The 12232-nt window shown below is 65.3% G+C and carries 10 protein-coding genes; 7 read left to right on the top strand and 3 right to left on the bottom strand.

The window, feature by feature from the left end:
- The first annotated feature begins 140 nt into the window (after positions 1-140).
- The 6 genes from F757_RS0116750 to guaD all read left to right on the top strand — a co-directional run bounded on the left by F757_RS0116750 (position 141) and on the right by guaD (position 8878).
- Entirely contained in the window at positions 141-650 is a 510-nt protein-coding gene (locus tag F757_RS0116750; protein WP_027212396.1) for a disulfide bond formation protein B, read from the top strand.
- A gap of 438 nt (positions 651-1088) precedes the next feature.
- Positions 1089-2633, top strand: coding sequence for a xanthine dehydrogenase small subunit (gene xdhA / locus F757_RS0116745; RefSeq protein WP_084530933.1), 1545 nt, complete (start codon positions 1089-1091; stop codon positions 2631-2633).
- A complete protein-coding gene (gene xdhB, locus F757_RS0116740) occupies positions 2633-5107 on the top strand; it encodes a xanthine dehydrogenase molybdopterin binding subunit (RefSeq protein WP_027212394.1) in 2475 nt (824 codons plus the stop codon). Before xdhA ends, xdhB begins: the two co-directional genes overlap by 1 nt.
- Before the next feature lie 121 nt (positions 5108-5228).
- Positions 5229-6245 (top strand): xanthine dehydrogenase accessory protein XdhC, encoded by a 1017-nt coding sequence (gene xdhC, locus F757_RS0116735; RefSeq protein WP_027212393.1) that lies wholly within the window; start codon positions 5229-5231, stop codon positions 6243-6245.
- A gap of 137 nt (positions 6246-6382) precedes the next feature.
- Positions 6383-7390, top strand: a complete 1008-nt coding sequence (locus F757_RS0116730) for an adenosine deaminase (RefSeq protein ID WP_442856647.1) — start codon at positions 6383-6385, stop codon at positions 7388-7390.
- A gap of 102 nt (positions 7391-7492) precedes the next feature.
- Positions 7493-8878: a guanine deaminase gene (gene guaD / locus F757_RS0116725; RefSeq protein WP_027212391.1), complete on the top strand. Its 1386-nt coding sequence runs from the start codon at positions 7493-7495 to the stop codon at positions 8876-8878.
- An 18-nt stretch (positions 8879-8896) separates the two neighbouring features.
- Here guaD and F757_RS0116720 read toward each other — a convergent pair whose 3' ends face one another.
- On the bottom strand, positions 8897-10129 hold the full coding sequence (locus F757_RS0116720; RefSeq protein WP_027212390.1) for an NAD(P)/FAD-dependent oxidoreductase: 1233 nt from the start codon (positions 10127-10129) through the stop codon (positions 8897-8899).
- 120 nt (positions 10130-10249) lie between these two features.
- Here F757_RS0116720 and F757_RS0116715 point away from each other — a divergent pair, with 120 nt between their 5' ends.
- Positions 10250-10978, top strand: coding sequence for a class I SAM-dependent methyltransferase (locus F757_RS0116715; RefSeq protein WP_027212389.1), 729 nt, complete (start codon positions 10250-10252; stop codon positions 10976-10978).
- 299 nt (positions 10979-11277) lie between these two features.
- Here the strand turns inward: F757_RS0116715 and F757_RS0116710 are convergent, their stop codons facing one another.
- Together F757_RS0116710 and F757_RS0116705 are read right to left on the bottom strand one after the other, a co-directional pair.
- Positions 11278-11721, bottom strand: coding sequence for an excinuclease ABC subunit A (locus F757_RS0116710; protein WP_027212388.1), 444 nt, complete (start codon positions 11719-11721; stop codon positions 11278-11280).
- Between the two features lie 66 nt (positions 11722-11787).
- Entirely contained in the window at positions 11788-12222 is a 435-nt protein-coding gene (locus tag F757_RS0116705; RefSeq protein WP_035466990.1) for a signal peptidase, read from the bottom strand.
- Positions 12223-12232 lie beyond the last annotated feature (10 nt).

The raw sequence follows: 12232 nt of genomic DNA, 5'->3' as shown, positions 1-12232 counted from the left end.
CATGGAGGCGCGCGTGCGCGCATGGCGTCGTGGCGGCGGGGGTTCGCGCTAGAATCGCGGGCACCGCCCTGTTGCTTACCGGCAGGAACACCCTAGCCACACAACAGCTACACGACAGCTATTCGACAGCGACACGATCCATGAACAACGACAATGCGATGCTGCGCCGCGAGCGCTCCCTGCTGGTCCTGCTGGGCCTGATCTGTGTCGGCCTGGTGGCCGGCGCCCTGTACCTGCAGTATTTCAAGCACGAAGACCCGTGCCCGCTGTGCATCATCCAGCGTTATTTCTTTCTTCTGATCGCAATCTTCGCGTTTCTCGGCGCGCGCTTTAACAGCTGGCGCGGCGTGCGTCTGCTCGAAGTCATGGCGGCCTTGTCGGCGCTCGCCGGCATCGTGACGGCGGCGCGGCACGTGTATGTGCAGGCGAATCCGGGTTTTAGCTGCGGCTTCGACGCGCTCCAGCCGGTGGTAGACAGCCTGCCGCCTGCGCACTGGCTGCCCGGCGTGTTCAAGGTCGCAGGGTTGTGCGAAACCGCCTATCCGCCGATTCTCGGCCTGACGTTGCCGATGTGGGCGCTGGTCGGCTTCGTGCTGGCTTTCGTGCCGCTGGTGCTGAGTCTCGTGCGCAATCGCGGGCGCGCGTCGTAAGCGGTTTTTTGCGGCTTGGGGCGCTTTCATCGCCGCCCTGAGCCGCCGCGACGGCGCAGCCGTCGCGGGCTTTGCTGGGTCGCACGGACGCCGCTTCTGCCCTTCCGCTTCTTCCGCTTCTTCCGCCTGTCCCACCTGTCGCACCTGTCGCACCTGTCCCGCCTTTGCCCCGTCTGCTGCCTGCCCCATCTCCCCTCTTGGCGCCACCGCGGCAGCAGCGCCCCTCCCCGACGCAACTTCTCCGCCTCGCGCGAATCCGACACAAATCGGACTTATCTCATTGCTAGTTCCGCATAAGCTTCATTGGACATCGGAAATATTTTTGGGGCGCGGGAATGCTATCTTCGGATCTGGATGGCGATCTACGTGCGCGAGGCCGGCTTTGGTGCGACCCCATGCGTAACGCGCGCCCGGTCCGCACTGTCTTTCGGATTCGCCATGACAACGCAAACCATCCGCTTTTATCGCCAGGGGTCCGTCCACGAGGTCGCGGGCGTACCCGCGACGCGCACGGTGCTGCAGCATCTGCGCGAAGACCTGCATTGCACCGGCACCAAGGAAGGCTGCGCTGAAGGCGACTGCGGCGCCTGCACCGTGGTGATCGGCGAACTCGACGCACACGGCGCGCTCGCGCTGAAGGCGGTCAACGCCTGCATCCAGTTCCTGCCCACGCTCGACGGCAAGGCGCTCTTCACCGTGGAAGACCTGCGCGCCGCCGACGGCACGCTGCATCCCGTGCAACAGGCCATGGTGGACTGTCACGGCTCGCAGTGCGGCTTCTGCACGCCCGGCTTTGTCATGTCGATGTGGGCGCTGTACGAGGACCAGCCGGCTGCCGCCGGCCTGCCGACACGCGACGAAATCAACACTGCGCTGTCGGGCAACCTGTGCCGGTGCACGGGCTACCGGCCCATCGTCGACGCGGCGCAGAAAATGTTCGACTACACGCAATACCCGCGCGTGACGCTCGAGCGTCAGGCCGTAGTGGCCGCGCTGCGCGAACTGCAACGCAACGACACCTTCGAGTACCGCGCGCCCGACGCGCGCGGCGCCGCGTTCGGCGCGCCGGCATTCTACGCGCCGGTCACGCTCGAAGCCTTCGCGCGGCTTCGCGACGAACATCCGCAAGCCTGGCTCGTCGCCGGCAGCACCGACGTCGGTTTATGGGTCACCAAGCAGTTCCGCGAGCTCGGCGACATGCTGTACATCGGCAACGTGCGCGAGCTGAAAAGCATCGAGCGCGACGCGCAGACGCTCACCATCGGCGCGGCCGTCACGCTCGAAGACGCCTATGCCGCGCTCGCCGCCGACTATCCCGAACTCGCGGAACTGTGGACGCGTTTCGCGTCGCTGCCCATCCGCAATGCCGGCACGCTCGGCGGCAACGTCGCGAACGGTTCGCCGATCGGCGATTCCATGCCCGCGCTGCTTGCGCTCGGCGCCGAAGTCGTGCTGCGTCAAGGCACCAGAACGCGCACGCTGCCGCTCGACGCGTTTTACCTCGGCTATCAGAAAACCGCGCTGGCACCGGGCGAATTCGTCGCCGCGCTGCGCGTGCCGCGGCCAGTGGGCCATCTGCGCTTTCGCACATACAAGGTGTCCAAGCGCTACGACCAGGACATCTCGGCGGTCTGCGCGGCCTTTGCGCTGCATGTTCGCGGCGACGGCGGGATCGACACAGCGCGCGTCGCGTTCGGCGGCATGGCGGCAACGCCGAAACGCGCCGCGCAGACTGAAGCCGTGCTCACTGGCGCGCCGTGGAACGAAACCACCGCGCGGCAGGCCATGAATGCGCTCGCCGCCGACTACCAGCCGCTCACCGACATGCGCGCATCGAGCGCGTATCGGCTGAAGGTGGCGCGCAACCTGCTGTGGCGCTTCTACCTGGAAACGCGCGACGACGCGCCGCTCGCGCTCTTCGACGTAAACGTGTTCGCATTCGAAGCCGGCGCGCCCGAGGCGATCGCGAAGGAGCCGTCGTGATGAACCGCACCGATGCTTTTGTCGAACGCGCCGAAGAGCCGCCAGCGGCTCAGGCGGCAAGCGAGGCCGCCGCACGTGCAAGCGACGCCGCGCTCGGCGTCGCGCTGCCGCACGAATCGGCCGCGCTGCACGTGAGCGGCGAAGCCGCCTATACCGACGACATCGCCGAACTCCACGGCACGTTGCACGCGGCGCTCGGTCTGTCGCGCCACGCGCATGCGCGCATCGTGTCGATGGACCTGGACGCGGTCCGACGCGCGCCTGGGGTGGTCGCCGTGCTCACCGCGGAGGACATCCCCGGCGAAAACAATTGCGGCCCCGTGCTGCACGACGATCCGATTCTGGCCGTGGACGAAGTGCTGTATCTAGGCCAGCCCGTGTTCGCGGTGATCGCGCAAAGTCACGAGCTGGCACGTCGCGCAGCGGCGCTCGCCCGAAGCGACGACGTGATCCGCTACGAACCGCTCGAAGCGATCCTCACGCCCGCGCAGGCCAAGGCCGCCAGACAGTTCGTGCTGCCGCCGCTGCATCTGACGCGCGGCGAGCCGGCGGCGAAGATCGCCGCCGCGCCGCATAGAATCAGCGGCACGTTCGAAGTGGGCGGCCAGGAGCAGTTCTATCTGGAAGGCCAGGTGGCATACGCAGTGCCGAAAGAGATGGACGGCATGCTCGTCTACAGTTCGACGCAGCATCCAAGCGAGATGCAACAGGTGGTCGCGCATATGCTCGGCTGGCCCGCGCACAACGTGGTGTGCGAATGCCGGCGGATGGGCGGCGGCTTTGGCGGCAAGGAATCGCAATCGGCGCTGTTTGCGTGCGTGGCCGCGCTCGCGGCCAGGGTGCTGCGCCGGCCGGTGAAGCTGCGCGCCGACCGCGACGACGACTTCATGATCACCGGCAAGCGGCACGATGCGATCTACGAATACGAAGCCGGCTTCGACGAAACCGGCCGCATTCTCGGCGCACGCGTGGAAATTGCATTGCGCGCCGGCTATTCCGCGGACCTTTCGGGCGCCGTCGCGACGCGCGCCGTGTGCCACTTCGACAACGCGTATTACCTGTCGGATGTGGACATCGTCGCGCTGTGCTGCAAGACCAACACGCAGTCGAACACCGCGTTTCGCGGCTTCGGCGGACCGCAGGGCGCGCTCGTGATGGAAGTGATGCTCGACAGCATCGCCCGTCAATTGAATCGCGATCCGCTCGACGTGCGCGTGGCCAACTACTACGGCAGCGGCGAACGCGACACGACGCCCTACGGTCAGCGCGTGGAAGACAACGTGCTTGCGCCGCTCACCGAGCAACTGCTCGACTCCAGCGACTACCGCGCGCGCCGCGAAGCGCTCGCCGCATTCAACGCGAAGAGCCCGGTACTCAAGCGCGGCCTGGCGTTTTCGCCGGTCAAGTTCGGCATTTCGTTCAACGTGCCGTTCCTGAATCAGGCCGGCGCGCTCGTGCACGTCTACAAGGACGGCTCCGTGCTCGTCAATCATGGCGGCACGGAGATGGGCCAGGGGCTCAACACGAAGGTCGCACAGGTCGTCGCCAACGAATTCGGCTTGCCGCTTTCGCGCGTGCGCGTGAGCGCGACCGATACGTCGAAGATCGCGAACACGTCCGCGACCGCGGCCTCCACCGGCAGCGATCTGAACGGCAAGGCCGCCGAAGACGCCGCGCGCACCATCCGCGCCAGACTCGCCGAACTCGCGGCGCAACAGCTCGGCGGCAACGCCGACGACGTGCGCTTCGCCAACGGCGAGGTGTCGGTGAACGGCGGCGCGATGCCCTTCGAGCAACTGGTCGGCGCCGCGTATCTCGCGCGTGTGCAGTTGTGGTCGGACGGTTTCTACGCGACGCCGAAAGTGCATTGGGACGCGAAAACGCTGACCGGTCATCCGTTTTATTACTTCGCCTACGGCGCGGCCGTCTCCGAAGTGGTGGTCGATACATTGACCGGCGAATGGAAACTACTGCGCGCCGACGTGCTGCACGACGCCGGACAGTCGATCAATCCGGCCATCGATCTCGGCCAGGTGGAAGGCGGCTTCATTCAGGGCATGGGCTGGCTCACCACCGAGGAACTCTGGTGGAACCGCGAGGGCCGCCTGATGACGCATGCGCCGTCCACCTACAAGATTCCCGCGGTAAGCGACACGCCCGCCGCCTTCAACGTGCGGCTCTATCGCAATCAGAACGCGGAGCCCACCGTGTTCCGCTCGAAGGCGGTGGGCGAGCCGCCGCTGCTGCTGCCGTTCTCGGTGTTTCTCGCGATCCGCGATGCGATTGCCGCAGCAGTACCGTCGGCTGGCTTATCGCCGCTTCCTGCGCCGCCGTTGCGCGCGCCTGCGACGCCGGAAGCCATTCTCGACGCGCTCGATGCGCTCCACGCGCTGCGCGCAGGCAACGCAGGCGATGAGCACGCGTTTTCGTCGCAAGCCGCGACTCAGGGCAGCACTGAAACGGCGCCGGGCTGACGCATGGAGAACCGCATCATGAAAGTCGCCGCCATGAACACCCGCCGCCATGCCGACGCATTGCGCCACACCCAACCGGCCGCGCGGACACCGTGCGCGGCCCTGCATGGAGAACCGCCGGATGCAAGCCTGGCTACCTGACCTGCAACAACTGCTCGCGCACGGCGACGCTGCCGTGCTGGTGACGGTCGCGCGCGTCGAAGGTTCGGCGCCGCGCGAGGCCGGCACCAAGATGATCGTCACACGCGACTCAGCGAAGCATACGATCGGCGGCGGCCATCTGGAATGGAAAGCGATTGAGACCGCGCGCCAGGTGTTGCGCGACGGCACGCGCTCGCCGCATATGCGCCGGCTCGAGCGTTTCGCGCTCGGCCCGAGCCTCGGGCAATGCTGCGGCGGCGCGGTGATACTCGCGTTCGAGCGGCTCGACGTGGGCGACCTCGGCTGGGTCACGTCGCTCGCGAAACGCGTGGCCGCGGGTCAATCGACGGTGCGTAGCGTATCATTCGGCCCCGCGCCGGACGCGGTGATGCTGTCCGACCCCGAACCCGGCGTGGATGCCGCCGACTGCCTGCTGTGGGACGGCGCCGGTTTCGACGACAGCGGCGCGTTGCTCACCGAAACCATTGCGCCTGGCGAGTTTCCCGTCGTGCTGTTCGGCGCGGGGCACGTGGGCGCGGCGCTGGTTCGCGTGCTGGCCACGTTGCCGTGCACGGTCCGCTGGGTCGACGAACGCGACGCGCAGTTCCCGGCCGTCGAATCGCTGCACGCGCATAACGTGAAGATCGATGCCAACGACGCACCGGACCAAGCCGTCGACGAGGCCGCGCCGAACACGTACTTCATCGTGATGACGCACAACCATACGCGCGATCTCGAACTCGCCGAGCGCATCTTGCGGCGCGGCGACTTCGCGTTCTTCGGCATGATCGGCTCGCACAGCAAGCGCAAGCAGTTTGAGCACCGGCTCGCCGCGCGCGGCATCGACCCGACGCGGATTGCACGAATGAAGTGTCCGCTCGGCGTGGACGGCATTCTCGACAAGTCGCCGGAGATCATTGCGATCTCCGCGGCGGCGCAGTTGCTGCAAGCGGTGCAAGCAAACGCGAGCCAGCATCGCGCGGCGCAAACCGCGTGATCGGGCATGACGGGCTTGATCAAAATTGATGAGGCTTGACGAGCGGCGGCCCGGCATCACACAGAGCGGCGCGAAAAACCTATATCTCCTGACCGACCATGAATCGAACAACCTCTGCTTCACTCATTGAAAAAGCGATGCTCGCGCCGAAGGCCGAGCTGCACATTCACATTGAAGGCTCGCTTGAGCCCGAACTGATTTTTGCGCTCGCGAGGCGCAACGGCGTGAAGCTCGCGTACGACTCCATCGACGCTTTGCGCGCCGCCTATGCGTTCACCGATCTGCAATCGTTCCTCGACATTTACTACGCCGGCGCAAGCGTGCTGCTGCACGAGCAGGACTTCTACGACATGACGATGGCGTACGTGGAGCGCTGTCTCGCCGACAACGTGATTCATAGCGAGATCTTCTTCGACCCGCAGACGCACACCGAACGCGGCGTGCCGATTGCAACGGCGGTGGCCGGCATCGAGCGTGCCCTTGCCGAGGCCGAACAACGCGGCATGACAAGCAAGCTGATCCTATGCTTCCTGCGCCATCTGTCCGAGGAAGATGCGCTCGCCACCTTCGAAGAAGCGCGGCCCTTGTTCGAGCAGTACAGGCATCGTCTGATCGGCGTCGGGCTCGATTCGTCGGAGCGCGGCCATCCGCCTTCGAAGTTCGAGCGCGTGTTCGCGCAGGCGCGCGCGCTCGGCCTGAAGCTGGTCGCGCATGCGGGCGAGGAAGGGCCGCCCTCGTACGTGTACGAAGCGCTCGACGTACTCAAGGTGGATCGCGTGGATCACGGCGTGCGCAGCGTGGAAGACCCCGCGCTCGTCACGCGTCTGGCCGACACGCGCGTGGCATTGACCGTGTGTCCACTGTCGAACCTGAAGCTGTGCGTGTTCGACGACATGACGAAGCACACGCTGAAGGACCTGCTCGATCGCGGCGTGGCCGTCACGGTGAATTCCGACGATCCCGCGTATTTCGGCGGCTACGTGAACGCGAATTATGCGGCCACCATCGACGCATTGAAGCTCGACGACGCCGAGGTCTACACGATCATCCGCAACGGCTTCGAAGCTTCGTTCGTGACGCCTGAGCAGCGCGGGCAGTTGATCGCAAAGCTGGACGCCTACTGGAATCAAAGCGGCCCGCATTGACGGCGCCGTCGTATCGCAGCGCATGCGGCGGTTTCCTCACGAACCGCAGAACGGAACCACTCGCCGCGCTGCCTCGTTTTTAAGTTCGGAGACGCTTTATTCATGAATCACTCGGCACAGGCATCCACCCAGGCGGCCCAATCCGCATTTCGCGCGCAACTGCTGACTTTCGACGGCGATCCGTCGCGCTCGCCCGAGGGGGCCGTCTTCCATGAAGACGGCCTGTTGATCGTCGCAGACGGCCACGTGGTCGCGGCCGGCGCCTATGCCGCGCTCGCGCCGCAACTGACGCCGGGCACGCCAGTGCAGGACATGCGCGACAAGCTGATCGTGCCGGGTTTCATCGACACGCATATCCACTATCCGCAGACCGACATGATCGCGTCGCCCGCGCCGGGTCTGTTGCCGTGGCTCGACACGTACACCTTTCCGACCGAGCGCCGCTTCACCGACGAGGCCTATGCGCGCGACACAGCGAGCTTCTTTCTCGACGAACTGCTGGCGTGCGGCACGACGACCGCGCTCGTCTATTGCACGGTCCACAAGCAATCCGCCGACGCGCTCTTCAGCGAAAGCGAAGCGCGCAATCTACGCATGGTCGCGGGCAAGGTCCTGATGGATCGCAATTGCCCGGAGTTCCTGCGCGACACCGCGCAATCTGGCTATGACGACAGCGCGGAGCTGATCGGCCGTTGGCACAACCGCGGGCGCCAGATGTATGCGCTCACGCCGCGTTTCGCGCCGACTTCGACAGAAGCGCAACTGGAAGCATGCGGCGTGCTGGCGCGCCAGCATGCCGACGTGTTCGTGCAGAGCCACGTCGCGGAAAACCTGGACGAGGTGAAGTGGGTCAACAGCCTGTTTCCAGGCCACCGCAGTTATCTGGACATTTACGATCACTACGGCCTGCTGCGCCGCCGTGCGGTGTACGGCCACTGCATTCATTTCGACGCGCAAGACCGCGAACGCATGGCGCAAACTGGCACCGTCGCGTCGCATTGCCCGACGTCGAACCTGTTTCTCGGCAGCGGCCTGTTCGACTTCGACAAGGCCGACGAAGCCGGCATGCCGGTTGCGCTCGCAACGGATGTGGGCGGGGGCACCTCGTTTTCGATGCTGCAAACCATGAACGAGGCGCACAAGGTCGCGCGTTTGACCGGCCATCATCTGACGGCCACGCGCATGTTTTATCTGGCGACGGCGGGCGCCGCCGAGGCACTCGACCTCGCGGACAAGGTCGGCACGCTGAGGCCCGACTCCGAAGCGGACTTCGTGGTGCTCGATCCGCAAGCAACGCCGCTGCTCGCGCGCCGCACCGCGCGCACCGAATCGCTCGAAGAACTGCTGTTCGCATTCGCGCTGCTCGGCGACGACCGCGCGGTCTACGAGACGTATGCGGCCGGCAAACGCGTGCATCGCCGCGACGCCGTGCGCGAGCGTGCGCCCGGCATCGCGCATCTCGCGCATCTCGCACAGGTTCCCGCCTGAGGCTGTGCCGCAGCGCGCCTAGCGCTGCGTGCACACCTCGTGCAGTGCATTGAGCCTGCGCACCGGATCGGCGACATACGGGTTCGATTCGTCCCACGCATACCCGGCGAGCACGGCGCTGATCATGCGGCGAATGGATGGCGTCTGGTCCGGATAGAAAATGATGTCCTGCAATTCGCCCGTGTACCAGCGCTCCACGAACGCGCGGAATGTGTCGATGCCCTTGCGCAAAGGCACGTCGTATTGCGCCGTCCAGTCGACCGGCTCGCCGTCGAGTTGACGGTTCAACGTTTGCACCGCCAGATGCGCGGAGCGCAGCGCAATCGTCACGCCGGATGAGAACACCGGGTCCAGAAACTCGCCCGCGTTGCCGAGCAGCGCATAACCGGGCCCATGCAGACGTTCGACATTGGCCGAATAGCCGCCAATGTGACGCACCGGCATCAGGAACGGCGCGTCGCCGATCAGGCGGTTAAGCGTCGGCTCCTTGCGGATGAGTGCGCGCAGCTTCGCCTCACGCTCGCTTTCCGGCACGTCGAGAAAGCTCGACTCGGCGACGCAACCCACCGACGACCGTCCGCCCGCAAGCGGGATCATCCAGAACCACACGTCGCGGCGCTCGGGATGCGTGGCCACGCAGATCTTGTTGCGATCGCTCGCGCCGGCCGCGAGGCCGTCGTACACATGTGAGAAGAGCGCGGCTCGGGTCGGCATGCGCGTGGGCGCCTCGAGATTCAACAGTCGCGGCAGCACTCGGCCAAAACCACTGGCGTCGAACACGAAGCGCGCTTCGATCCGGTACGCATGGCCCGCCTCGTCGCTCACGTCGACGAGCGGCGCGGCGCCTTCGGTGTGGACTGCCTGCACGGTATGGCCGAAGCGCACCTCGGCGCCCTGTTCGGCCGCGCAACGAATCAGGATTTCGTCGAACACGGCGCGCTCGACCTGATACGTCGTGCCCCAGCCCGCCGAATGCTTGTCGCGAAAGTCGAACGACGACGACTGGTCGCGATACACGAATTGCGCGCCGTTCTTGTACTGGAAGCCCGCTTCGACCACCGCCTGCAGCATGCCGGCCTCTTCGAGGTAAGCCATGCTTTGCGGCAACAGGCTCTCGCCAATCGAAAAACGCGGAAAGTGCTGACGCTCCAGCACGAGCACCGAGCGGCCCGCCTTGCGCAACAACGCGGCCGCAACCGCCCCGGCCGGTCCTGCACCGATGATGACGACGTCGACCGCCGTGTGCTTCATGACATGTGTACCCAAGTTTGCCTCAATCGTTTGCTTGCCCGGCGCAGCATTCCGCTGCATCCTTACGCCTTGTTACATTGCATCTCTAACAGAACAGACCATTTTCCCGGGGAGCCCAGCGTGTCGCCGTCTCACACATCCACCGTGCCGTTCGTGCCGGAAACCGCATTCGGAATCTGGTTCCTGCGCACCCACACGTGGGAACACCATGTGTTGCGCGTCGCCATTAACGACCTCAAGCGTCTGATCGACACGCCGTTGCCCACCGCCCCGGTGATCGTCGACGCGGGCTGCGGACAGGGCATCTCGTTCCGTCTGCTCGCCCACGCGTTCGAACCGCGCCGCATTGTCGGCATCGACTATCACGAGCCTTCGCTCGCGCTTGCCGCCAACGCCGCGCGTGCCTGCCGCGATCGGGTCGCCGACATCGAATTGCTGCACGGAGACTGCGGGGACCTGCCGCTGCCCGATGCAAGCGCCGACATCGTGTTCTGCCACCAGACTTTCCATCATCTCGTCGAGCAGGAGCGCGCGCTCGCCGAGTTTCGCCGCGTACTGAAGCCAGGCGGCGTGCTTCTCTTTGCCGAATCCACCGACGCGTATATCAAATCGTGGGTGATCCGGCTGCTGTTTCGCCATCCCATGCACGTGCAAAAAAGCGCGGAGGGCTACCTCGACATGATCCGTCGCGGCGGCTTCAGCTTTACAACGCGCAATGTTTCGTTCCCCTACCTCTGGTGGAGCCGCGCGAAAGACTTCGGCCTGCTGGAACGGCTCGGCCTGTATCGTCCGCAACCCGGCAAACGTCGGGAGACGCTCGTCAATGTCGCGGCGATAAAGACTGACTGAAGCGCCGTGTATGACAGGGAGGTCGCTCCGGTTGGGGTCGCTCCGGTTGGGGCCGCTTCGGTTCAGGCCACATCGATCTGTGCAGCTGCGGTTTGGGCTGCTTCGACCCATGCCGCTTCGGTTCGGGCCGCCTCGATCCATGCCGCTTCGGTTCGCGCAGCGTCGATCCAAGCCGCTTCGGTTCGGGCCGTTCGCTCAAGCCGCCTGAATCCACGGCTGAATTCAGGCGGCTCCAGTTGCGGCCGCCTGAACTCAGACCAATCGCATCCCGCCGATCCCACGGCCACGCGCCTGCCCGCTTACTTGCGCAGCGTCACCACATCACCCTTCAGCGCGACGCCGGCAATCACGGCGCCCGCGCCGCACGTGAACTCGGTCGCGCTCTCGCGCACTTCGTTCTTGTAGTTGCTCTTGATGTTGATCACCGCGTTGCCGCCCTCCTTGCGCGCGCGTTCCTGCAACTCGATCACCGCCGACAGGAACACGTGCTGGCAAGCCGCCTCATCGCTCTTGCCGAACGCGTTCGTCTTCTTGTTCGTCGCGAATTCGCCGATGCTCTTCACCACGGCCGGATGACGCTGGCCCGCGAAATACAGCGCGATATCGTCGCTCACCTTGCCCGGCTCGCTGTGCAATGCCTGTTCGATCGGATAGTTGGCCACGGTGTCGCGCGCGAACGCCGGTGCGGTGCCTAGCATGCTGAACGAAGCGGCGAGTGTAACGAACATCAGATGGCGTTTCATTGATACTCCTTCACGGTTGTTGTTAGTTTTACGATTCCACATTTACTGCACAGGCACGAGAGCGGTTCAGTTCGCTTCGAGCAGCACGAGCTTTCCGCTTACAGCGATGGCCGCCGCGCTCGGGCTCACGCCGCAGGTGAATTCGCGCGACGAGTTGCTCTCGCTGCTGTGAAAGCGCGTGCCGATGTCGATCACGGCATTCGCGCCGCGCTCGCGTGCCGCCGCGCGCAGTTTGCCGACAGCTTCGGCAAGCGCTTCGCGGCATGCTTCGTCGGGAGCCGCGACCTTGCGGGCAATGCGCACGGAGTACGACACGTTGCCGAGATCCGTCTTCACTGCGGGATGGTTCTGCTCGCCGAAATACACCGGCACGCCGCCGCGCGACTCGCCACCCGCCGCTGCGAGCGGCAGCGATTTCACCTGCGTCGCGCAACCCGCTAGTGTCGCCGCTGCAATCGTCAATGCACTCAGCATTGCGGCCCGTTTAATGGTCGTTTTCATTGTTCTGCCC

The organism is Burkholderia sp. WSM2232, from assembly GCF_000472545.1.
GTDB lineage: Bacteria > Pseudomonadota > Gammaproteobacteria > Burkholderiales > Burkholderiaceae > Paraburkholderia.
Note: the sequence above shows the minus strand (reverse complement) of the source record. Positions and strands in the feature narration are given on the sequence as shown.

What these genes read in the sequence shown, in the direction of transcription:
- F757_RS0116750 (WP_027212396.1), top strand. Translation starts at nt 141, where the DNA reads ATGAACAACGACAATGCGATGCTGCGCCGCGAGCGCTCCCTGCTGGTC.
- xdhA (WP_084530933.1), top strand. Translation starts at nt 1,089, where the DNA reads ATGACAACGCAAACCATCCGCTTTTATCGCCAGGGGTCCGTCCACGAG.
- xdhB (WP_027212394.1), top strand. Translation starts at nt 2,633, where the DNA reads ATGAACCGCACCGATGCTTTTGTCGAACGCGCCGAAGAGCCGCCAGCG.
- xdhC (WP_027212393.1), top strand. Translation starts at nt 5,229, where the DNA reads ATGCAAGCCTGGCTACCTGACCTGCAACAACTGCTCGCGCACGGCGAC.
- F757_RS0116730 (WP_442856647.1), top strand. Translation starts at nt 6,383, where the DNA reads ATGCTCGCGCCGAAGGCCGAGCTGCACATTCACATTGAAGGCTCGCTT.
- guaD (WP_027212391.1), top strand. Translation starts at nt 7,493, where the DNA reads ATGAATCACTCGGCACAGGCATCCACCCAGGCGGCCCAATCCGCATTT.
- F757_RS0116720 (WP_027212390.1), bottom strand. Translation starts at nt 10,129, where the DNA reads ATGAAGCACACGGCGGTCGACGTCGTCATCATCGGTGCAGGACCGGCC.
- F757_RS0116710 (WP_027212388.1), bottom strand. Translation starts at nt 11,721, where the DNA reads ATGAAACGCCATCTGATGTTCGTTACACTCGCCGCTTCGTTCAGCATG.
- F757_RS0116705 (WP_035466990.1), bottom strand. Translation starts at nt 12,222, where the DNA reads ATGAAAACGACCATTAAACGGGCCGCAATGCTGAGTGCATTGACGATT.